The organism is Actinokineospora spheciospongiae, assembly GCF_003182415.1.
GTDB lineage: Bacteria > Actinomycetota > Actinomycetes > Mycobacteriales > Pseudonocardiaceae > Actinokineospora > Actinokineospora spheciospongiae.
On record NZ_QHCP01000004.1, the window covers coordinates 442,948 to 466,183 of the forward strand.

A 23,236-nucleotide genomic window follows, 5' to 3' on the forward strand; every position below is an offset into this window, starting at 1 on the left:
ACGGGCGCGGGCCCGCCGTGGTCGGCGGGCCCGCGCCCTGGTGTCAGGTGGCGGTGATCAGATGGCGGTGAGGATGAGCATCGCCCGGTAGGCGCCCGGGGCGGTGTCCGCCGGGGCCTCCAGGGTCAGCTCGGCCCCGAGCTGGGCGGTGCCCCGGCCCGCGCCCGCGGGCGCCGCGCCGAGCTGCGACCAGGCGGACAGGCCGTTGCCGCTGGTGAAGCCGGTGGCGACGGGCGGGCCGGGCGTGACCGCCTGGTTCGCCGATGCCGAGAGCACCGCGGGCGTCCAGCCCAGGTGCTTGCCGCCGATCTGCGCGCCGTCGACGGTGGTGAACGCCCGCACGCGGCCGGAGGCGTTCCAGCCGGGGTTGTCCGCGCGGGTGTCGGTCACCGTGATCGGCTTGAGCGCGCCGGAGGCGGTGTAGCGGTCGGCGGCGGCGTTGAGCGCCAGGGCGCCCAGGTCGACCTCGCGGTTCTCCGGGGCGACGCTGATGGCCAGCACGCCCTGCTCCGCCGCCAGCGACGTGGTGATGGCCGGGCCGTTGACCGGGTCGTTGCCGTGGTCGTCGACGACGATCGTGGCCGGGGCCGACTCGGCGATCACCCCGTGGTCGTGGTCGTACAGCACCGCCTTGACCTCACGGCCCTTGTCCGCGGTGCGCACCACGAACCCGTACCTGGCGGACAGGGCACCGGGGACGACCGTCCACTCCGCCTGCCCGGCGGCGCGGGTGAACCAGTGGTAGTGGTCCTCACCGGTCTCCGGGGTCTGCACCGCGGTCAGCGCCGCGATGCCGCCCGCGTGGTAGTGGTTCGACAGTCCCGTGATCGACAACTGGGTCGCGGGCGTGCCCGGGTCCGCACCGGGGCCGGAGGGCAGTTCCTCACCCACGAAGACCGTGTAGGTGACGGGCGCGATCGCGGTCGCGGTGCCGCCGGGCGGGGTGGCGGTGGCGCTGACGGTCAGCGCGTACTCGCCCTGCTCGGTGAAGCCCCAGTTGCCGTGCTCGTGGTCGGCCGTGCTGGTGAACGACTTCGGCGCGCCCTCGGCGGAGCCCAGGAAGACGTTCGGGCCGTCCTCGCCGTTCTGCCACAGCGCGAACGCGCCGGGGCCCCGCACCGAGTCCAGGGTGTAGGTGACCGAGGTGCCCTCGGCCACGGCCGGGCTCTGGCCGAAGCCCGCGAACACCTGGCCCGGCTGCGAGTTCTGCGGCAGCAGGTAGTAGGTCTCGCCCTGGGCCTTCCACCCCGGCAGGGTCGCGACCGTCGCGCTGACCGTGCGCGCGGCCACCGACGGCTTCGCCTGCACCACGAGGTCGGCGGGCACGACGGTGCCGCTGTCGGTGTGGGCGACGAGCACGTGCGCGGAGCCCTGCACGTCGACGTAGAACAGGTCGAGGTGGCCCTCGGCGACGACCTGCCGGTCCGCCTGCGCCGCCGCGACCCCGGCGAGGGGGCCCAGGGCCAAGCCCAGGGCGGTCAGGGCCGCCACGGCGATCTTGGATCTTGCCTTCGTTGCGTTCACTGCGGTTGTGCCTTTCCTAGGGGGATCGGGAAGTTCAACGCCCGCGCCGGGCGGCGGCCAGGGTGGCCGCGCTGGTGAGCAGGAAACCGAGGGGGATGAGCAGCACGGCGGCGACCACGAGGCCCGCGACCACCGGTCCGTCGAGCCCGGTCGAGGCCAGACCGCCCCCGCCGCCGGGCAGGGCGCACTCCCGGCCGTCGGAGGTGCGGCCGACCTGCTCGACGACCGGTGGCCCGGTGGGCGCCGCCCGCGGCTCGCCGGGGCCGACGTGGAAGGCCAGCGTGCTCTTGGCACTGGTCTGCCGCCCGCCGACGGAGGCGCCGAAGGAGAACGTGACGGCGTAGGCGCCGGGCTCGGTGAACGCCCACACCGCGTGCACGTGCACACCTGACTGTCCTACTGGGATAATCGTGGACCGGGGGAAGCCGGTTGCGGTGCCGAAGTACCGTTCGCCCACGCCACCGAACGGGTCCTGCCCGTACACGGCCAGCTCGCCGGGCCCCTCGACGTTCTCCAGGGTCATCGTGACGTCGCCGCTCACCCCCGACAGCACGGACGGGTGCTGCGTGTTCCAGCCCAGCCAGGGGATTCCGGAGCGCTGGGTGAGCGGGACCATCCACACCGGACCGGAGCCGAGGAAGTCGAGTCCGGAACCCGCGGGCGGGGTCGCCCGCGCGGTGTCGTCGAGGTGGAAGACGTACCCGCCCGGGTCGCGGTGGACCGGGGCGCCCTGCCGGTCGTCCTTGACCCGGGCCGACAGCGCGCCGCCCTCGACCACGGGCCCGTAGTCGAAGTGGCCGTCGGTGACGACCTCGACCTCCCGCGGCTCGGCCGGGCGCGTGACCGCCGTGGGCACGCACGTCTCCGCCGCCGCCGTCTCGGCGGGTGCGGCCCGGGGTGCGGGGACCGTGCTCGTCGGGGCGACGGGCGCGGGGGTGGTCCCGGTCGGCTTGGGGCTCGGTGGGGTGGTCGGCTGGACGGCGGTCACCGACAGGGCGACCGGGCGCGCCGAGCCCACCACCTCACCCCGGGGGTCGCGCAGGTCGAAGCCGAGTTCGGCGCCGTCGAGGTCGCCGCTCGCGGTCAGGCCCAGCGTCCGGTCCCCGTCCCGCGCGGTGGTGGTCCCGTTCGACCGCGTCCACCACGACACGGTGTGGTCGGGCCGCTCGGGGCTGACCAGCGCGGTCGCGGCGATGGTCTCGCCCGGCGCGTAGCGGTCGCGGACCCCGGTCACCACCGCGCCCGGTGGGGCCGCCGGGTTGGCGACCGCGGGGGACCGGGACCCGGCCACCAGGTCGCCCACCGCCGGGACGAAGCGCGCGGTGAACGCCAGCGCCTCCGCGTCCTCCGGGAGGCTGAGCGTGCCTGACCCGTCGGTCAGCGCGACGTGGCCCGCCACCCGGTCTCCGGCCGGGGTGTGCCGGACGAACTCCACCCAACCGCGCGGCACACCGCCGTCGAGGTGCTCCGGTCCGCCGGTGACCGCGCTCGCCAGCTCGACACCCGTCCCGGTGCCGTCCACGCGCAGGGTGGTCGCGGTCGGTTCGGCCGTGCGCGGTCCCACGGCGATCACGTACCGGGTCGGCGGCGAGGACAGCGGGACCCCGGAGGCGGCGGTCGCCGTGGCCTGGAACTCCAGCTCGTAGACGCCGGGAGCGGTGAAGACCCAGTTGGCGTGCGCGTGGGTGGGCACGGCGACGCGGGTCGTGCGCACAGCGCTGTCGTGCGAGCTGAACACGCGCTCCGGGCCGTCCGCGCCGAAGAGGTAGACCTCGACCCGGCCGGGCCCGCGCGCCGACCGCAGTGCCAGGTCCACCGCGTCCCCGGCGAGCGCGCCGCGCGGCACCGCCTCGGTGTTCCACCCCGCCCACAGCACGTCCGGTCGGAACGCCTGCGGGATGACGTGGATCGGGCTCCCGCCGGGCACACCGAGGAAGCCGTAGGCGGGGGAGGAGGGTGCGGGCCGCCGGGCGGCGTCGGTGACGTGGAGCGTGGTGGCGCCCGGGTCGAACCGGCCCGCGTCCGTCTTGCCGGTGACGACGAGGCCGCCGCCCTCCAGCAGCACGGTCACCAGGTCGGCGTGCCCGCCCGCGAGCACCTGCCTCGCGCCGGGCGCGGGCGCGGGACCGGGTGCCGCGACCGCGGGCGCCGCCGGTGTGAACGCGGCCAAGACGGCCGTGACCGTCGCTGCCGCCGCCATCCGTGCGCGAACCCGCATATTTCCCCCTTCTGGGACCAATCGGACTCAACATAAAGCAAAGGATTATCGTTTTCAATAAGCGGGTGGACCGGTGTGCCCTCCGCGACACCGGCGGTTCAGACCCGCGCGGACCGGCGGCGGACCAGACCGCGCGCCAGCAGGCCGTGCCTGGGCGCGAGCGCCCAGGTGGCGAGGAAGACGGCGGTCAGCACGAGGACGATCGTGCCGCCGGTCGGGAAGTCCCACGACCACGACACGTAGAGACCCACCAGCGCGCACAGCCCGCCGACCACCGGGGCCAGCAGCATCATCACCGCCAACCGGTCGGTGAGCAGCCGCGCCGTCGCCGCCGGGGTCACCAGCAGGGCCAGCACGAGGATGTTGCCGATGGTCTGCACCGAGATCACCACGGCGAGCGTGACCAGGACGTAGAGCACGACGTCGAGCCAGAACACGCGCAGCCCCATCGCCCGCGCCATCTCCCGGTCGAGCGTGACCGCCACGAACTCCTTGTGCAGCCCGAACACCACGCCGAGCACGGCCACACCCATCACCGCGACCGTGAGCAGGTCCTCGTCCGGGATGCCGGTGATGGAACCGAACAGGAACTGCTGCAACGACCCGGCGTAGCCCGGTGTCCGGGAGATGACCACGATGCCGAGGGCGAACGCGGCCACGAAGAACACCCCGATCACCGAGTCCTCCCGCAGCCGCCTGTTCTGCGAGAACACCGCGACGAGCACCGCGGTCAGCACCCCGGCCAGCGTGCCGCCGAGGATCAGGTTGCCCGACACCGCGAACGCCACGGCCAGGCCGGGGAACACCGCGTGCGCGACCGCGTCGCCGATGAACGCCATGCCGCGCAGGACCACGTAGCAGCCCACCACCCCGCACACGATCGAGGACATGACCGCGACCAGCAGCGCCTTCGGCAGGAACGCCAGGTCGGGGTTGAGCAGGTCGTGCAGGAAGTCCGGGGGTGACATCAGCCCGCCTTCAGGATCTTGAGCAGCGGGCTGCCCGCGCCGACGCCGAAGGTGTCCACCCACGGCCGCTCGTCGCGCAGCTCGTCCGGCGTGCCCGCGGCGACGACCGTCCGGTTGAGCAGGACGAGCCGGTCGCAGGTGTGCAGCGCGCCGGGCAGGTCGTGGGTCGTCGTCAGCACCGCGTGCTCCCCGGCCAGCGACAGCAGCAGGTCTGACAGCAGTTCCTGGGTGGGCATGTCCAGCCCGGTGAACGGCTCGTCGAGCAGCAGCACCGACGGTCGCAGGGCCAGTGCGCGGGCGAGCAGCACGCGCTGGCGCTGCCCACCGGACAGCTCACCGACCGGGCGGGTGCGCAGGTCGGTCATCCGCACCCGCTCCAGCGCCTCGGAAACCGCCCGCCAGTCGCCCGCCCCGGGGCGGCGGAACAGCCCAAGCCTGCCGGTGCGACCGGTCATCACCACGTTCTCCACCGATATCGGGAAGTCCCAGGCGAACTCGTGCCGCTGCGGCACGTACCCCGGCTGCCCGCCCTCGACGACCACCACGCCAGCCCGTGGCCGCACCAGGCCCATCAACCCGCGCAGCAGCGTGGTCTTGCCCGCCCCGTTCGGCCCGATCAGCCCGACCAACTCGCCCCGGTCCACGGTGAGGTCCACGTCGGTCAGGACCCGCCGCCCGCCGAGGTCCACCGCCAGGCCGGAGACCCGCAGCGCGCTCACCCCGCGCTCCCACGGCGCTTCGCGGCACGGCCCCGGACGACGACGACCACCACACCGGCCGCCAAGGCCAGTGCGACCGCGGCGACCCCGAGCGCGACCGCCGGTCCCGAACCGCTCTCCGGCTCCGCGGCGGTGCCTGCAACGGGCTCCCGGCTCGCCGGGGGCGCCTGCGGTGTCGCGGCGAAGGCGGCCTCGGCGTCGGTGGCGTCGCCGACGGCGAACCGCAGCGTCGCCGGGTCGCCGACCCGGCCGCCGTCGACCAGGTCGGCGTGCACCTCGACCCGGACGAGGTAGACGCCAGGGGCGGTGAACACCCAGTTGGCGTGGGTGTGGGTGTTGGTGTCGACCCAGATGTCCTGCCGCTCGGCCCTGGTGGAGTCCCACAGCACGTCGGCCCCGGCGAAGTTGCCCGCCTGGAGGTAGACGAACACCTCGCCGGGCCCCTCGACACCGGTCAGCGTCAGGGTGACACCGCGGTCGACGCTGTCGATGACCCGCGGGTCCTGGGTGTTCCACCCGATCCACGGCACGTCCGGGTCCTGCGTCTGCGGCAGCACGTGCACCGGCCTGCCCGGCTCGCCCAGGAACGAGTACGCCGGGTCGTCCGGCACCGGCAGCACCGCCTGGTCGGGCACCCGCAGCACCGTCCGGTCCAGCGCCCGCCACACGGCAGGGGCAGCCGAGTCGTCGTGCACCATCAACCGCCACGCACCGTCGTCGTGGCGGGGCCCGAGGTCGACGTGCCCCCGCGCGAGCACGGCCCGCTCGGGTGCCACCGGCTGGTCGGGGGCGATCGTCTGCTCCAGGTCGTCGGGCGGCGGCTGCGCCGCGGCAGCCGGTGCCAGCAGCACCGCCGCCAGCACGGCCGCGCCCGGCAGCGCCAGGACGGATCTCATTTCGGTTTCCTCTTCTCCCTCAGCGCAGGCAGTCGCGCAACGAGTCGGCGTTGAACCGCATCATCTGGACGTAGGTGGTGACCGCGCCGTCGAACGCGTCGCCGTGGATCGGGCAGACCCGCACGCCAAGCTGCGCGGCGACCTCGGTCAGCGTCGAGGACCGACCGGCCAGGTTCGGCTCCAGGAACACCGCGGGCACCGCCAGGTTGCGGATCGTGTCGGTCAACTTCCGGCGGTCGGCGAGCGAGGGCTCGGCGGCGGGGTTGGGCGTGACGAACCCGGCCACCGACATCCCGTAGGCCCGCGCGAGGTAGCCGAACGCGTCGTGCGTCGTCACCAGGTGCCTGCGCGCCTCGGGGATCTCGGAGACCCGCTGCCGCACGTACCGGTCGAGCGCGTCGAGTTCGTCGAGGTACACCTCGGCGTTGCGCCGGTAGTCCACCGCCCCCGCCGGGTCCTCGGCGGTCAGGGTGTCGCGGATGACGTGCACGTAGGCCATGGCGTTGCGCACGTCCTGCCACAGGTGCGGGTCGATCTCACCGTGCACGTGCTTGCCCAGCACCGCCTGGGCCAACTGGAAGACCCGATCACCGGGGCGGCCGAGGAACCCGAACCCCGACCCGGCGGGCACCTCGGCCAACGCCTTGTTCGGCACCACGATGACGGCCTCGTCCGCCGCGACGACCCGCTGCGCCGCCTCCCCGCCCCCCTGGGGGTCGTACAGCGCGTAGACCTCCCCCCGGTCCAGGTCGACGGTGAGGTCGGCGTGCCCGCGGTCCAGCACCACCGCCCCCGAGGGCGCGGGCACCCCGACCGCGACGGTGAACGTCGACCCACCCACCGGCACCGGCCGCGACCGCCGGTCCACGCGCAGGCTCGCCGACAGGGTCAACTCGTACACCCCGGGCTCGGTGAACGCCCACGACATGTGCGTGTGCGCGTCGGCGGGCAGCGTCGCGGTGTCCTCGCCGTACCCGTCACCCGCGTCGAACCCGTCACTGGAGTCGAAGTGGACGTCGGTGTCGCCGAAGGACCCGGTGAGGTACCCGAAGACGTTCCCGGGACCGCGCGCGCCGGTCATGCTCAGCAGCACCTCCGAGGACCGATCGGCACCGTGGCCCGCCCCGTCGCCCGTGGCCCGCAGCCCGAGCCAGACCGCGTCCAGCGAGACGTCTTCGACCAGCGGGATCACCTCGGCGGCGTACTTGACCGCCGCCTCGGCCAGGGAGACGTTCGCCGCACCCCGGCGCAGGTTGGCGTCCAGCGCCTTGATGACGTTGTGCTCCTCCAGCATCACGTAGTTGCTGAACGCCACGTCCGCGTAGACCACGTTCCGCACGTCCCGCAAGCTCGGCTCGTAGGAGTGCGGGTCACCGCCGTCGCGCACCAGCGAGGTGGCGTTCACCCGCGCACCGCCCACGTTCCGCACCAGGTCGCGCAGCAGTCCCGTCGTGGTCACCACCTGCACCCGACCGTCCCGGTCGCTCAACGCGGGCGGCGCGGCGCACCCGGCCGCCACGACCGAGGCGGCCAGGACGGCGAACAGGGACCGCCATCGACCAGGGGGGAGGAGAGGCACGGCGGCCCTGCCAATCTGCGGGGACAATTTACCTGACAATGATTATCATGACCGACAAGTTCGGCGAAAGGTGCGGGTGGCAGAGCCCTCACCCGGCCAACCGCGCACGGGGCCGTCGGCGTCACCGCTCGGACGGTTGACCCGGTGGTGGATCGTGGAGATGGTCGGCCGGGTTGGTCCCGCGCACGCGGGAGGCGGCTGCGGCTCATCGGCTGGGCGTGCTCGTGGCCCTCGTGGAGGGAGGAGGGCGCCCGAGGGGGATCGGTGAAAGGCTCCGAGAGCGGGTTCGGCTGTTCGTCGCCCCCCGACCTGGCCACTGGATGACCTGCTTGCCGAACGGCTTCCGGTACCGCAGCGGTTGACAGGCACACCTACCGCGAGCGGTCCCGACGGATGGGGGTTCCCGTTCTTGTGCTCGAACCGGCTTCAAGCAACAACCCCGCTCATGCGGGGAGAACCCGCAGTCGGTCCCCTACGGCGCGACCACCCCGGGAACAGCCCCGCTCGCGCGGGGAGAACGGTGCTGTTGGAGACGCCGGGCAAAGGGGTTCTTGGGAACGGTCCCACTCGCGCAGGGAGGACGGCCTCGGGCATGGAGTCGGCGGGGAAGGCCAGGGAGCAGCCCCGCTCGCGCGGGGAGGACAACCGCACCTCGAACGGGATCACCGTGCCGAGGGGAACAGCCCCGCTCGCGCGGGGAGGACAGAGCCGACCGCTTGTCCCGCCACTTCCGCGCCGGAACAGCCCCGCTCGCGCGGGGAGGACTCGTACCGCGCCCTGGAGGGTAAGCGGACGACGGGAACAGCCCCGCTCGCGCGGGGAGGACATCGACGACTACGGGGATGAACTGAGCTACGAGGGAACAGCCCCGCTCGCGCGGGGAGGACCTCAACGCCAGCTCCGCCACGCAGGCCGCGTACGGAACAGCCCCGCTCGCGCGGGGAGGACGTCGCGGCGCTGCTGTCGGCCCAGCAAGACGAGGGAACAGCCCCGCTCGCGCGGGGAGGACCGGCTGGTGCCGATGGCCAGTCCCCGCCGTGCCGGAACAGCCCCGCTCGCGCGGGGAGGACCTTAACGAAACATCGTTCTGGTGCGTTGATGCGGGAACAGCCCCGCTCGCGCGGGGAGGACACTTGTTGACCTGGGCGTTTAGGTGACTGACGCAGGTTTTAGCATCACTTCCTGCCCCAGGTTCGAACTTGTGTAGTGGCATAGCCACTCTCCGTGTATAGCACGTTTCTTGTGGTCTCGGCGGTGCCCGCCGACTACTGGGGAACACGCCACGCGAGTGCGCTCACTTGGCCCCATCGCGCGAAGCGGGCACGACCTGCCCCCGGCTCACATCGGCGTCGGAGGCATCCAACGACCTTGCCCGACCCCACATGGCTCCAGCGGGAAGTGTCACTCGATCGGTTGGTCATCCGGGTGAGCCGTTGTGGCGGCGTGGATGGGGGCGTCGGGTTCCGGAACTATCGGCGTGTGGTGGACAAGATTGCGGTCGTGGGTGTGTCGTGTCGTTTTCCCGGTGGGGTTGATGGGCTGGAGGGGTTGTGGTCGCTGCTGTCCGAGAGGCGGGAGGCGGTGGGGGCGCCGCCGTCGGGGCGGTTCGACGTGGGGCAGTACTGGGATTCGAACCAGGTTCGGCCGGGGAAGTCCTACACGTTCGCGGGTGGTTACCTCGACGACATCGCCGGGTTCGACGCGGACTTCTTCGGGATCAGTCCGCGTGAGGCGGTGTGCATCGATCCGCAGCAGCGGTTGTTGCTCGAACTGGCCGTGGAGGCGCTCGACGACGCCGGGATCGATCCACGAACGTTGTCGGGTACGGATGCCGCCGTGTTCGTCGGGGTGTCCGCCCTGGACTACGGCGCGCAGCAGATGGTGTTGCGGACCTCGATCGGGCCGTACACAAACTCCGGTTCCGCGCTGTCCAACACCGCGAACCGGTTGTCCTACCACCTGGACGTGCACGGGCCGAGCTTGAAGGTGGACACCGCCTGCGCCTCCTCCCTGAACGCGGTCCACCTTGCCTGCGAGCACCTGCGCCACGGTGGTGGGCGGGTGGCGTTCGCGGCGGGGGTGAACCTGTTGCTCAACCCCATGACCTACGTCGGGTTCGCCAAGGCCGGTTTCCTCTCGCCCACGGGGCACTGCCGCCCGTTCTCCGCTGACGCGGACGGGTACGTGCGCGCCGAGGGCGGGGGCGTTCTCGTGCTCAAGCGGTTGGCGGACGCGGTCGCGGACGGGGATCGGGTGCACGCGGTGGTCGCCGGGTCGGGGACGAACAGCGACGGGCGCACCAGTGGGTTGGTGTTGCCGAGCGGTGACGCGCAGGAGGCGTTGCTGCGCCAGGTCTACGACGGTTTCGGGTTGGACCCGGACGACCTCGCCTACCTGGAGGCGCACGGGACCGGCACCCCGGTGGGCGATCCGGTGGAGTGCCGGGCGATCGGGCGGGCGCTCGGGGTCCGCCGCCGCGGTGGGCCGTTGCCGATCGGGTCCGTCAAGGGCAACCTGGGGCACCTCGAACCGGCGTCGGGCATGGCGGGGTTGTGCAAGGCGATCCTGGTGCTGCGGCACGACGTCGTCCCGGCCACCCCGTACGCCGAGCCGCGCAGCACCGGGATCGACTTCGACGGCCTCGCCCTGACCCCGGTGGAGCAGTCGAGGCCCGCGACCGGTCGCCTCGTGGGGGTCAACTCGTTCGGGTTCGGCGGCGCGAACGTGCACGTGGTCCTGGAAAAACCCCCCGCACCCCCGCAGCCCACGCCGAACCCCGGTTCCGCGGTGCCGGTCGTCGTCTCCGCGCACACCGAAGCGGCCCTGGCCGAGGCGTTGTCCCGCATGGACGAGCGGCTGGCGGACTGTTCCGACTTCACCGACGTCGCCTACACCTCCCACCAGCGGCGCGGGCAGCACACCCACCGCCGCGTGGTGCTCGCCGCCAGCGCGGGGGAGGCGCGGCAGCGGCTGGCCCAGCAGGTCAGGCCGCAGCGGGGCACCGAGCGGGGGCGGGTGGCCTTCGCCTTCTCCGGGCACGGCGCCCAGTGGCCGGGCATGGCCGTCGACCTGCTGGACACCGATCCGGTGTTCGCGCGGGTCATCGCCGAGGTCGACGCCGCCCTGGCTCCCCGCGTCGGTTGGGCGGTCGCCGACGAGTTGCGCTCGGCCGAGCCGAGGCTGCACGACACCGCCGTGATCCAGCCGCTGCTGTTCGCCGTCCAGGTGGGGATCGCGGCGGTGCTGGCCGAGGCCGGTCTGCACCCGGAGGCGGTGTACGGGCACAGCGTCGGCGAGGTCGCCGCCGCGTTCGCCGCCGGGGTCTTCGACCTGGACCAGGCCGTGGAGCTGGTGGTGGCGCGCAGCGCGGCCCAGGCGGGTACCGCGGGCTCGGGCGGCATGGCGGCCGTCAACCTCGCGCCGGAGGACGCGGAGGGGGTCCTCGCGCGCTACGGTGGGCGGGTCGAGGTCGCCGGGATCAACAGCGCCGGTGACGTCACGGTGGCCGGACCCAAGCCGGACCTGCTCGACCTCGCGGACCGGTTGGCCGAGGACGAGGTGTTCTGCCGCGTGCTGGACCTCGACTACCCGTTCCACAGTTCGGCCATGGACCCGCTGCGCGCGTCGCTGTCGACGGCGCTGGCGGACCTCGCGCCCAAACCGGCCACGGTCGAGTTCGTCTCCACCGTCACCGGTGAGCCGCTGGCGGGTGAAGAACTCGACGCGGAGTACTGGTGGCGCAACGTCCGCGAGCCGGTGCTGTTCGCCGCCGCGACCGACCACCTCGTGGCGGCGGGCTTCGACACGGTCATCGAGATCGGGCCGAAGCCGGTGCTCCAGACCTACCTCAAGCGGGCCGCGAAGGACGGCGTGCTCGCCGTGCTGCCCACCCTGACCAGGTCCGAACCCGGGTCGGCCGCCCTGCGGGCGACGGTGGAGTCCGCGTTGGCCGCCGGGGTGCGCATCGACGGTTACTTCCCTCAGCCCGGCGCGGTCGTACCGCTGCCCGCGTACCCGTGGCAGCGCGAGCGGTTCTGGATGGGCAGCCAGTACACCTGGAGCGACACCGGGGCACCGCCGGACCACGTGCTGCTCGGTGGCCGGGCCCCGGTCGCCGACCCCACGTGGCAGTCCACGGTGGACCCGGCGAGGCTGCCGTGGCTCGCCGGGCACCGCGCGGACGGGATGCCGATCATGCCCGCGGCCGGGTACCTGGAAATGGGCTGGGCGGCCGGGCAGTTGGTCTTCGACGGGCCTGCGGAGGTGTGCGAACTGCACATCACCAAGCCGATGATCGCCCCCGACGACGAGTCCGCGCTGCCGCGCACGCAGGTCTCGCTGTCCGAAGAGGACGGTGTCTTCCGGGTGGCGACCCGCTCGGTCGACGGTCAACCGTGGCTCACCCACGCGCGGGGCCGGGTGCGGCGCAGGGTGGCCGCGCCCCCGCCGCCGCTGGACCTCGCGGCGCTGCGGGACCGGTTCACCGGGCGCGGTGAGCACGTCGACCGCGACGCGCTCTACGCGGACGGCGAACGCCTCGGGCTGGGCTACGGCGCGGACTTCCTCGTCCTGTCGGGGCTGTGGGTGGACGGCATGGAGGTCCTGGGGGACTACGACTGCACCCACCTCGACACCACCGGGTTCCACGCGCACCCGGCGTGGACCGACGTGGCGCTGCAGGTCGGCATCGAACTGGGCCGAATCCGCCACGGCCACGTCACCGACGAGGACTCCTACATGCCGGTGGCCATCGGCGCCGCGCGCCTGTGGGGACCACCGACCGGGACGGGCGCGGTGCACTTGCGTTGCCGCACGGTCTCGGAGAGCTGGGCGTCGGCCGACATCGTGCTCACCGACGAGGCCGGGGCGGTGCTGCTGGAGCTGGTCGACTGCCGGTTCCTCCGCGTCAAGCTGCCCAGCCGCCGCCCGGTCCTGCGCCAGCACACCGAACTCCGCGCCGCACCGCGCGAGCTGCTGCCCGCCGCAGAGGTGGTGTGGGAACCGCCTGCGTTCGACGCGCCCCCGGCCACCGGCCACGCGGAGTTCCGGCGGCGGCGGCTCGCGACCACGGCCGCCTACGCGGTGCGGGCCTTCACCACCCTGCTCGACGGCGCGGAGGTGTTCTTCACCGAGGACCTGTCGGCCGCAGGGGTGCGGCCGGAGTTCTCCCGCCTGCTCGACCTGCTCACCGGGCTGGCCGCCGACCACGGGCACCTGGACTGGCTCGGCGAGTTCCAGGGCCGGACCCGCTGGCGGTTGCGCGCCGCGGACGCCGACCCCGGGTTCGCCGAGCTGGTCGCCGACTTCCCCGAGCACACACCGGAACTGACCCTGCTCGGCCGCTGCGGGATGCACCTGGTCGAGTTGCTGCGCGGTGACCGGGACGCGCTCGACATCCTCTCGCCCGCACACGGCAGCGACACGCTCGCCCACTACCACGACCTGTCACCGGGGCTGCTCGCGGCCAACCAGGCAGCCGCCGAGGTGCTGCGGTCCCTGGTCGAGGCGTGGCCCGCCGACCGCCCGCTGCGGGTCCTCGAGGTCGGCGGCGGCACCGGCGCCCTGACCGCGGCGCTGCTGCCCGTTCTCCCACCGGACCGCACCCGCTACGTGTTCACCGACGTCTCGGAGGTCTTCCTCGCCCCGGCCGAGGCGCGGTTCGCCCGCCACGACTTCGTCGAGTACCGGACCCTGGACCTCGACGCCCCCGAGCTGGAGCCCGGTGCCTTCGACGTCGTGGTCGCCGGGCACGCCCTGCGCGAGGCCACGGACCTGCGTTCGGCGCTGCGCGCGGTGTCGGGGGTGCTGGCCGACCACGGTCGGCTGGTGTTCACCGAGGTGCACGACCCGCTGCTGCTCGCGCTGCCGTTCGGGCTGGTGCCGGGGTTCTGGTCGATGTCCGACTTCGACCTGCGCCCCACCTCGCCCGTGCTGCCCGCGCGGCAGTGGCGGCAACTGTTGCGGGAGGGCGGTTTCCGCGATGTGCGGACCGTCGTGGAAGGCGACCTGTGCTCGGTGACGGTGGCGAGCGCGGCACCGCGCGGCGCGGCGCTGCCGGAGAGCCCGAGCGTCGAAGCCACCACGCGCGTCGTGGTCGTCACCGAGGACGGCGCGAAGGCGGACCTGGCCGCCGCGCTCGCCGCGAGCCTGGCAGGACTGGGCGCGAGCGCGATGACGACGACGACCGGGGCGGACCCGGTCACCTGGTTCGCCCCACCTCGGACCGACGTCGTGTTCGTGCTCGACGAGTCCGACCCGAACCCCGCGGCTGCCGTCGAAGCCGCCACCAGGCGGTTCGGGTTCGTGCGCGGGCTGCTGCTCGCCGCGGCCGAGCTGCCCGCGGGCGCGGAGACCCGGCTGTGGCTGGTCAGCGGTTCCCCGGGGGTGAACCCCGCGCCGGAACGGGCGGACGACCCGGCCGCCGCCGCCCTCTGGGGCGCCACCCGCGCGGTCGCCGCCGAGGACAGCCTGGTGCAGGTCCGGCGCGTCTCGGTCGGGCGGGACGTGGCGGTCGACCGCGTCGCCCGGGAACTGCTCGACCCCACCGACGAGGACGAGGTGGTGCTCACCGGGGCCGGTCGGTTCGTGCCCCGCCTGCGCGACCTGCCCCCGCCCCCGGCCGGGGACGGCTCGGCGCCCTACCGGCTCATCGCCCGCGACGCGGGACCGTCCTACGAGCTGGCGTGGGTGGCGATGGACATGCCGGAACCCGCCGCGGGCGAAGTGCTGATCGAGGTGCGCGCGGCGGGCATCAACTACCGCGACGCGCTGCTCGCGGTCGGGATGCTGCCCGGCTGGGTGGTCGAGGCGGGGATGACCGGCATGCGGTTGGGCGGCGAGTGCGCGGGTGTGGTCACCGCGGTCGGCCCCGGCGTGGCCCGGGTCCGCCCGGGTGACGAGGTCTTCGGGTCGGCCCCGGGTGCGTTCGCCTCGCACGTGCTGACCCACGAAACCCTGGTCACCCGGGTGCCGCCCACGATCGGCATGGCCGCCGCCGCGACGATGCCGGTGGCGCTGCTGAGCGCGAGCCACGGCCTGCTGGGCCTGGCCGGGCTCGGCGAGGGGGAGACGGTGCTCGTGCACGGCGCCGCCGGGGGAGTGGGCCTGGCCGCGCTCCAGTGCGCCCGGCACGCAGGTGCGACGGTGATCGCCACCGCCGGGACCGAGGAGAAACGGGACTTCCTGCGGCTGCTCGGCGTCGAGCACGTCTTCGACTCGCGCAGCCTCAGCTTCGTCACCGACGTGCTCGCCGCCACCGGCGGGCAGGGCGTCGACGTCGTGCTCAACTCCCTCGGCGGGGAATTCATCGGCCGCAGCATGGAGCTGCTGCGGGTCGGCGGGCGGTTCGTCGAACTGGGCAAGCGCGACCTCTACAGCGACCGCAACGTCTCCCTGTTCCCGCTGCGCAACAACATCAGCTACTTCGCCGTCGACGTCGACCAGCTCAGCGGCCTTCGCCGCCGGGACATGGCCGAGTGGCACGACAAGGACGCCGAACACCTCGCGGCGGGGGCGGTGCGCCCCATCCCGTACCGGGCGTTCCCGGCGACCAGGGTGGCGGAGGCGTTCCGGTCGTTGCAGCACTCCCGCCACATCGGCAAGCTGGTCCTCACCTTCGACCGGCGGCCCCCGGTCGAGCAGGTCGCGCCGGAGAGCGGGTTCGCACCCGACCCGGCGGGCACCTACCTCATCACCGGCGGTGCGAGTGGGCTCGGCGCGGAGGTGGCGCGCTGGCTGGCCGACCACGGCGCCCGGCACCTGGCCCTGGTCAACCGGCGGGGCATGGCCGCGCCGGAGGCGCACGACCTCGTCGCCGACCTGACCGCGCGGGGTGTGCGGGTGTCGGTCCACGCCGCCGACGTCACGGACGAGGCCGCGCTGCGCGGGATCGTCGAGTCCACCGACGCGCCGCTGCGCGGGGTCGTGCACGCGGCGATGGTGCTCGACGACGTGATGACCGCGGACCTGACCGCCGACCGGTTCCGCGCCGTGCTCGCGCCGAAAATGGCCGGGGCCATGGTCCTCGACCGCGTCACCGACGGCCACGACCTCGACCTGTTCCTGGTGTTCTCCTCGGCGGCGGCCGTGGTGGGCAACGCCGGGCAGGCGGCCTACTGCGCGGGGAACCTGTTCCTGGAGGCCCTGGCCCGGGCCCGGCGGCAGCGGGGGCTGGTCGGGCAGGCGATCGCCTGGGGCGCCCTCGGCGGGGTCGGCTACGTGGCCCGCAACGAGGCCACCGCCCGGACCGTCACCCGCGCGGGCCTGGGCCTGCTGTCGCTGCGCCACGTGCGCCGGGCGCTGGACGACCTGGTCGGCGGGCCGGAGGTCGCCGTGGTGTGGCGGCACGACGGGGAGTTCCTGGGCAGGCTGTACCCGCACCTGAGCACGCCGCGCCTGGGGCAGCTCAGCGCGGGTGGGCACGCGGCCACCGCCGAGGACGACGACCTGCGCGAGCGGGTCCGGGAGGCGTCCGTGGAGGAGGCGGCCGAGTTGGTCGCCGACAACATCGTGAAGACGCTCGCCGAGGTTCTGGGCGTGGCACCCGAGCGCATCGACCGCAACCGCCCGCTCGACCAACTGGGCGTGGACTCGCTGATGGCCGCGGAGCTGGTCACCAAGATGCGGCGCCGGTTCGGCAGCGAGATCTCGATCATGCGCTTTGCCGCCAGCAGCGGGATCGACGACCTGTCCCGCTCGCTCGTCACCCACTTCAAGGCCGAGGACGACAAGTGACCCGGGCAGCGGTCCGGCACTTCCCGCTCTACATCGGCGGCGAACGGGTCGACACCGACGAACGCGCGTACGGCATGAGCGTCCGCACCGTCCTGGACCCGGGCGGGAGCGACGCGGCGACGCTGTTCCGGCTGCTGCGCGAGGGCACCGAGGAGGAACTGCACGCCCACCCGCACGTCCTCTGCTCCGTGGCGCTGTCCACCCCCGAACAGGGGCGGGCCGCGCTGCGGGCGGCGGCCGACGCCGCGCCACGGGTGCGCGCGGTGCCCCTGGCCGACTGGATCACCTGCGTCGGTGACCTGTTCGCGGCCTTCCAGGAGCACCGCGAGGAGCTGTCCCGAATCCTGCGCATGGAGGGGTGCCCGCGCGCGCTGGCCGAGGCGCAGCTCAACGTGGTGCTCGACCTGGTCCGGCCGGAGAGCCTGGAGCTGGCGCGGTCCCTGCTGCGGCAGGAGATCACCACGCCCCACCACCGGATCGTGCTCCAGCGCAGGCCCGACGGGGTGGTCTGCATCGACCCACCCGCCAACGCGCCGCTGTTCGGGTTGATCGCCTCCCTCGTACTGCTGGCGGGCAACAGCGTGGTGATCCGCGTTCCCCGTAGCTGCGCCAGTTCGCTGAGCTACGCCCTGCACACCATCGTCATCCCCGTGCTCGAAGCCCACGGGGCACCCGCCGGGACGTTCAACGTGGTGTGCGCCGACTACGAGGTCACCATGCGGCAGTGGCTGGACAGCCCGCTGGTCGACACCGTCTACTACTTCGGCTCCAGCGAGAACGGGCTGGACCTGGAACGCCGGTGCGTGGAGCGGGGCAAGCGGGCCATCCTGGAACTGTCCGGCAAGGACGGGGTGCTCGTGTGGTCCGACGCCGACCTCCCGCACGCCACCGCCGCGCTGCTGGAGGCGTTCTACGCGTCGGGCCAGACCTGCTTCAGCCCCAAGTACGCCATCGTCCACCCGGCCGTCGCCGAGCAACTGCTGACGCGGCTGCGCGCGGCGGCGTCCGCCCTGCGGCCGGGCGACCCGGAGGACTCCGACACGGTGCTCAGCCCCGTCCTGCGCGCCACCGCCTTCCGGCGCACCCTCGACGGAGCGCTGCGCGCGGGCGCCACGAAGGTCTGCGGCGGCACGCAGATCGACCTGCGGGGCGAACCGGACCCCCACGGCGTGTTCCTCGAACCGACCGTGCTGCGCGTCGACGGGTTCGAGCTGGCCGAGACCATCGCCGCCGTGCGCGAGGAGTCGTTCTTCCCGCTGCTGACGGTTGTCGTGCCCGAGGACGGCCCGGACCTGCTCGACCGCTGCGTGGCCTTCCTCAACGGCAACCGGTTCGGCCTGCGCAACTCCCTGTGGGCGGAGGACCCGCAGGTCATCGAACGGTTCACCGGCGCGGTCACCAACGGGGGAGTGCTCAAGGTCAACGACTCGCACATGGCGCACGCCCCGCACCTGCCCGGCCTCGGCGGCACGGGCCGCAGCGGCGGCACCCACGGCGAGGCCGCCTACCCCTTCCTGCGGGCCAGCCGCCTGCAGTCCGTGGCCATCGCCACGACCAGGAGGCACCCCGGGGAGGCGGTCCTCGGCGCGGGCTGATGATCAGACGGGCAGAGTTGGCACCGGCCACGCCCGGCCGGTGCCCGACGCCGTGAACACCCGGTCCGTCACGGCGAACAGCGCAACCCCGAAGGCCTCGGTGAAGGCGTCCACGCCCTCCTGGGTCGGGGTGATCGGGATGCCGCTGCCCTTGAGCGTAGTCGGCTGGCCCGGCGCCCCCGGCTGCACGGACAACCGCACCGCGCTGGGGTCGGCGGCGTACAGCGGCTGCTCACCGATCCACTCGTCGTCCACCTTCAGGAAGGCGGAGATCCGACCCTCCGGCATCGAACCCCGGATGCTGGTGATCTCCATCCGCGCCTTCGAGTTCTGCAACGCCACCCCGCCCGACACCCGCGCGGAGCCCTTCGCGGGCTGACCGAGCGGGTTGACGGTCCCGGTGGCGTACTCGGGCGGCAGCGTCACGCCCACGACGGTCGTCCCGTCGGCTCCCATCAGCGCGGTGGCCGGGGCGACCGCCTCGACCTCGATCTCCTCCGCCGCCAACCGGCTCAGCGCCAACTCGGTCAACCGGATCTCGCCCAACCCGTCGAGCAGGCTGAACGTCGTGTCGAGGGGGGCGCTCGCGGTCGCGGGCGCCGCGCCACCGAGCTGCGCGAGGAACGGTGCCGCCATGGCACCGCTGACAAAAACACGTCGGGTGACCGTCATGGGCCCAGTCTCGCGCACCCCGCTGGGGGCCTGACGGCAATTAACTCGAAGGAGGGAAAGTCGCAAGGCGACACCGGGTCGGGCGCCACCGGGTTCACCGCCGCACTGCTTCCCCGGTTCAGGCGTCGAGCAGTTCGGCCACCGTCTGGTCCGGGTCGATCGCCACGCCCAGCGCGGCCAGGTTGCCGCTCATCAGCGACCAGATGGAGACCGTCAGGAACTCGGCCAGCCGGGCGCTGCTCAGCGGGCGGCGCTTGTCGGCGAGCCAGCGGTTGACCGTGGCGTCGACGAAGCCGACCACGCCGACCGCGAGCGAGGGGGCGAGGTCGGGGTCCTTGCCGAAGCGGGTCAGGACGGCGGCGAACAGCTTGCCCGCCTCGACCGCGATCGCCGTCTTGGTGCTCGCCACGACCCGGGAGCCGCCGGTCGCCTCGCGGGTGTGCGCGCCGAGGAAGGCGTGCAGGCGGGGGTGCCGGTCGATCCAGCCGAGGTAGGTGTCGACGGCTCGGCGGATGGCCTCGGTGACCGTGCCGTCCGGGCGCAGGGTGGGGGCCAGTTCGGCCATGAGCGAGCCGATGACGTGCGCCCGGATCTGTTCGTCGAGGTCGGCGCGGTCCTGGAAGTGCCGGTAGATGACCGGGCGCGGCACGCCGACGCGGTCGGCGATCTGCTTGACGCCGATGTCGGGGCCGTGCTGCTCGATCACCGCGAGGGCCGCGTCGAGCACCTGGAGGCGGCGCTGGGCCTTGTGCGCGTCCCAACGGGTCGAGCGCCCGTCGACTTCGGGGGCCTGCTCGTTCGCGGTGGGCATGGCGGGAGTCTACTTCTCGGAAAAGTACCTGATACGTCTTGTCACGGGTATCTGTCTGATACACACTGTCTCAGGCAGATGGCGGACGACCGAGGAGGCCCGGTGGGTGGCAAGGCGTATGTGATCGGCGTCGGCATGACGAAGTTCGAGAAGCCCGGCAGCAGGGACTGGGACTACCCCGACATGGCGCGCGAGGCGGGCCGCAACGCGCTCGCCGACGCCGGGATCGAGTACCCGCTGGTCGAGCAGGCCTACGTGGGCTACGTCTACGGCGAGTCGACCTCCGGTCAGCGGGCGGTCTACGAGCTGGGTCTCACCGGCATCCCGGTGGTCAACGTGAACAACAACTGCTCGACCGGGTCGACGGCGCTGTTCCTGGCCGCGCAGGCCGTGCGCGGCGGGATCGCGGACTGCGCGCTGGCGCTGGGCTTCGAGAAGATGCAGCCGGGCTCGCTCGGCTCCACCTTCGACGACCGCGAGCAGCCGATGATGAAGCACCTGCTCGCGCTGGCGGAGTTGCAGGACTTCGCGATGCCGCCCGCGCCGTACATGTTCGGCGCCGCGGGCCGCGAGCACATGCAGCGCTACGGCACGACCGCCGAGCAGTTCGCCAAGATCGGCGTGAAGAACCACCGGCACTCGGTGAACAACCCGTACGCGCAGTTCCGCGACGAGTACACCCTCGACGAGGTCCTCGGCGCCAAGACCGTCTACGACCCGCTCACCAAGTTGCAGTGCTCGCCGACCTCCGACGGCTCCGGTGCGGTGGTCATCGCCAGCGAGGCCTTCGTGGACCGCCACGGGCTGGCCGGGCAGGCGGTCGAGATCGTCGGCCAGGCGATGGTCACCGACCTCGAGAGCACCTTCGCCGACAGGAGCGCGATCAGCCTGGTCGGGGCGGACATGACCCGCACCGCGGCGCGCGCGGTCTACGCGCAGGCCGGGATCGAGCCGTCCGACGTGGACGTGATCGAGCTGCACGACTGCTTCTCCACCAACGAGCTGATCACCTACGAGGCGCTGGGCCTGTGCGCCGAGGGTGAGGGCGGCAAGCTCGTCGACGCGGGGGACACCACCTACGGGGGCCGCTGGGTGGTCAACCCCTCCGGCGGGCTGATCTCCAAGGGGCACCCGCTCGGCGCGACCGGGCTCGCCCAGTGCTCCGAACTGACCTGGCAGCTACGCGGCACGGCCGACAAGCGCCAGGTCGACGGCGCGCGGATCGCCCTGCAGCACAACATCGGGCTCGGCGGCGCGGTCGTGGTGACCGCCTACCGGCCCGCCGAACGCTGAACACCCCTCCACAACGACAACCGAGGAGAACAACCATGACCAAGGTCAACGTCACCGTCGCCCTGCCGAGCACGCCCGAGAAGACCTGGGCCACCATCTCGGACCTGAGCCGGTTCGAGGAGTGGCTGACCATCCACCAGAAGTGGAGCGGCGAGCTGCCCTCGGAGATCGGGGTGGGCTCGAAGGTCACCGAGGTCCTCGCGGTGATGGGGATGGCCAACAAGATCGAGTGGACGGTCGACGAGTACGACGCGCCGCGCTCGCTCAAGATCAGCGGCACCGGCATGGCCGGGGTCAAGGTCTCCTTCACCCTGTCGGTCAAGCCGGAGGGTGCGGGCAGCCGGGCCGACATCGACGCCGAGTTCACCGGTCAGATGATCGTCGGCCCGATCGGCATGGCCGTGGGCAAGAACACCAAGGGCGAGCTGGAGAAGTCCGTCGCCAAGCTCGCCGAACTGGTGGGCTGACGGTGACCGCGCCCGCTTTCGACGAGGCCGGGATCGGGCAGTGGACCGAGCCGGACACCTTCGAGGTGACCGCCGAGCGGATCGCGCGGTACGCCGAGGCCACCAACGACCCGATCGCCCGGCACCGCGCGGGTGAGGTCGCGCCGCCGGTGTTCGCGGTCGTGCCGGTGTTCAACTCCCTGGTCCCGGCCGCGTTGTCGGTCGCACCGGTGGAGCTGCTGTCGAAGCTCGTGCACGGTGAGCAGGACTTCCGGTTTCACCGCCCGATCCGCCCCGGTGACGTGCTGACCTCGCGCGCCCGCCCCACCGGGTTCACCGGCAAGCCGAACGGCACCGCCGTGGTGGTGCGGACCGAGACGGTCGACGCCGGGGGTGCGCTGGTCAACGAGCAGTGGATGACCGCGTTCTTCCGCAGGGCCGACGCTGGCCGCAGCGTCGGCGAACCGGCGCCCCCGCACACCTTCGACGAAACCCTGCGCGCGGGCGACCCGGTGGCGCGGGTCGTCGCGCGCGTCGACGAGGACCAGACCTTCCGGTACGCGCCCGCCTCCGGTGACCCGATGCCGATCCACCTCGACGACGAGCTGGCCAGGCTGTCCGGGCTGCCGGGGATCATCGCGCACGGCCTGTGCACGATGGCGTTCACCTCCTGGGCGCTGCTCACCGAGGTGGGCGGGTCGCGGGTGGAGTACCTGCGCCGCCTCGCCGTCCGGTTCGCCAAACCGGTGCTGCCCGGCCAGGAGCTGACCACCCGCGTCTGGCCCGCCGCGCCCGGGACCTACGCCTACGAGACCACGGTCGGTGACGAGCCGGTCATCAGGGACGGTCTGGCCGAGTTCACCCGCTGATCGAACGACCAACCGGCAAGGAGATCCACACCATGGGAACACTCGACGGGCGGGTTGCCGTCATCACCGGCGCGGGCCGGGGGATCGGCCGCGAGCACGCGCTGCTGTTCGCGGCGGAGGGCGCGTCGGTCGTCGTCAACGACCTCGGCGGGGCGAACGACGGCGCGGGCGCGGACACCGGCCCCGCGCAGGAGGTCGTCGACGAGATCGTCGCGGCGGGCGGCAGGGCCGTGGCCAACACCGACAACGTCGCCGACTGGGCCGGGGCCAAGGCGCTGGTCGAGCAGGCCGTGTCGGAGTTCGGCGGGCTGGACGTCCTGGTGAACAACGCGGGCATCCTGCGCGACGCGTTCATCGCCGGGATGGGCGAGGCGCAGTGGGACTCCGTCATCGCCGTGCACCTCAAGGGGCACTTCGCCCCGCTGCGGCACGCGGCCGAGTACTGGAAGGGGCGGGCCAAGGCAGGGGAGACCGTGCGCGCGTCGGTGATCAACACCGCGTCCGCCTCGGGCACCTTCATGCCCAACGCGGGGCAGTCGAACTACGGCGCCGCCAAAGCGGGCATCGCCGCGCTGACCCTGGTCGCCGCCGACGAACTCGACCGCTACGGGGTCCGGGTCAACGCCATCGCCCCGATCGCCCGCACCCGGCTCACCCTGGCGACCCCGGGCATGGGCGCGCTGTTCGCCCAGGAGGTCGAAGAAGGCGAGTTCGACGCCTTCGACCCGGCCAACATCGCCCCGATGGTGGCCTACCTCGCGACCGAGAAGTGCCCGTTCACCGGCAAGGTGTTCTCGGTCCAGGGCGGCGCGATCTCCGAGCTGCGCGGCTGGCGGGGCGAGCGGACCGTCGAGACCGACGGCCCGTGGACGGTGGCGGGGATCGACGAACAACTGGCCGACTGGGCCTGAGG

Annotated in this window: 14 protein-coding genes; 6 read left to right on the top strand and 8 right to left on the bottom strand. The window is 73.0% G+C overall.

Features of this window, described 5'->3' with window-relative positions:
* Nucleotides 1–57 precede the first annotated feature (57 nt).
* The 6 genes from DFQ13_RS13020 to DFQ13_RS13045 form a co-directional block, all read right to left on the bottom strand.
* Nucleotides 58–1,524: a choice-of-anchor M domain-containing protein gene (locus DFQ13_RS13020; protein ID WP_146241211.1), complete on the bottom strand. Its 1,467-nt coding sequence runs from the start codon at nt 1,522–1,524 to the stop codon at nt 58–60.
* Nucleotides 1,525–1,558: 34 nt separating this feature from the next.
* Complete coding sequence (locus DFQ13_RS13025; RefSeq protein WP_110079983.1) at nt 1,559–3,742, bottom strand: choice-of-anchor M domain-containing protein; 2,184 nt, start codon at nt 3,740–3,742, stop codon at nt 1,559–1,561.
* A 98-nt stretch (nt 3,743–3,840) separates the two neighbouring features.
* Nucleotides 3,841–4,710: an anchored repeat-type ABC transporter permease subunit gene (locus DFQ13_RS13030; RefSeq protein ID WP_035287566.1), complete on the bottom strand. Its 870-nt coding sequence runs from the start codon at nt 4,708–4,710 to the stop codon at nt 3,841–3,843.
* On the bottom strand, nt 4,710–5,429 hold the full coding sequence (locus DFQ13_RS13035; protein ID WP_110079984.1) for an anchored repeat-type ABC transporter ATP-binding subunit: 720 nt from the start codon (nt 5,427–5,429) through the stop codon (nt 4,710–4,712). The genes DFQ13_RS13030 and DFQ13_RS13035 overlap by 1 nt, the downstream gene beginning before the upstream one ends.
* Nucleotides 5,426–6,325 carry a choice-of-anchor M domain-containing protein gene (locus DFQ13_RS13040; protein WP_110079985.1) on the bottom strand — a complete coding sequence of 300 codons (900 nt, stop codon included), beginning with the start codon at nt 6,323–6,325 and terminating at the stop codon, nt 5,426–5,428. The genes DFQ13_RS13035 and DFQ13_RS13040 overlap by 4 nt, the downstream gene beginning before the upstream one ends.
* A 19-nt stretch (nt 6,326–6,344) precedes the next feature.
* Nucleotides 6,345–7,904, bottom strand: a complete 1,560-nt coding sequence (locus DFQ13_RS13045) for an anchored repeat ABC transporter, substrate-binding protein (RefSeq protein WP_110079986.1) — start codon at nt 7,902–7,904, stop codon at nt 6,345–6,347.
* 1,482 nt (nt 7,905–9,386) lie between these two features.
* Between DFQ13_RS13045 and DFQ13_RS13050 the strand changes: the two genes are divergently transcribed.
* Both DFQ13_RS13050 and DFQ13_RS13055 read left to right on the top strand, forming a co-directional pair.
* Nucleotides 9,387–16,637 carry a type I polyketide synthase gene (locus DFQ13_RS13050; RefSeq protein WP_181399956.1) on the top strand — a complete coding sequence of 2,417 codons (7,251 nt, stop codon included), beginning with the start codon at nt 9,387–9,389 and terminating at the stop codon, nt 16,635–16,637.
* Nucleotides 16,634–18,232: an aldehyde dehydrogenase family protein gene (locus DFQ13_RS13055; RefSeq protein WP_110079988.1), complete on the top strand. Its 1,599-nt coding sequence runs from the start codon at nt 16,634–16,636 to the stop codon at nt 18,230–18,232. The genes DFQ13_RS13050 and DFQ13_RS13055 overlap by 4 nt, the downstream gene beginning before the upstream one ends.
* 3 nt (nt 18,233–18,235) lie before the next feature.
* On the opposite strand, the gene DFQ13_RS13060 is transcribed toward DFQ13_RS13055, so the two are convergent.
* A complete protein-coding gene (locus DFQ13_RS13060; protein WP_146241212.1) occupies nt 18,236–18,904 on the bottom strand; it encodes a hypothetical protein in 669 nt (222 codons plus the stop codon).
* A 118-nt stretch (nt 18,905–19,022) separates the two neighbouring features.
* Complete coding sequence (locus DFQ13_RS13065) at nt 19,023–19,715, bottom strand: TetR/AcrR family transcriptional regulator (protein ID WP_110079990.1); 693 nt, start codon at nt 19,713–19,715, stop codon at nt 19,023–19,025.
* 78 nt (nt 19,716–19,793) lie between these two features.
* On the opposite strand from DFQ13_RS13065, the gene DFQ13_RS13070 reads away from it, so the two are divergent.
* From DFQ13_RS13070 to DFQ13_RS13085, 4 genes are read left to right on the top strand one after another with little or no spacing between them, the layout of a single operon-like run.
* The gene (locus DFQ13_RS13070) at nt 19,794–21,008 is read left to right on the top strand and encodes a lipid-transfer protein (RefSeq protein ID WP_219994402.1); all 1,215 of its coding nucleotides are present in this window, start codon (nt 19,794–19,796) and stop codon (nt 21,006–21,008) included.
* A 35-nt stretch (nt 21,009–21,043) separates the two neighbouring features.
* Nucleotides 21,044–21,475: a type II toxin-antitoxin system Rv0910 family toxin gene (locus tag DFQ13_RS13075; RefSeq protein ID WP_035287556.1), complete on the top strand. Its 432-nt coding sequence runs from the start codon at nt 21,044–21,046 to the stop codon at nt 21,473–21,475.
* A 2-nt stretch (nt 21,476–21,477) separates the two neighbouring features.
* Nucleotides 21,478–22,323, top strand: coding sequence for a MaoC/PaaZ C-terminal domain-containing protein (locus tag DFQ13_RS13080; protein ID WP_035287555.1), 846 nt, complete (start codon nt 21,478–21,480; stop codon nt 22,321–22,323).
* 32 nt (nt 22,324–22,355) lie between these two features.
* Nucleotides 22,356–23,234 (top strand): SDR family oxidoreductase, encoded by an 879-nt coding sequence (locus DFQ13_RS13085; protein ID WP_110079992.1) that lies wholly within the window; start codon nt 22,356–22,358, stop codon nt 23,232–23,234.
* The last annotated feature ends 2 nt before the right edge of the window (nt 23,235–23,236 follow it).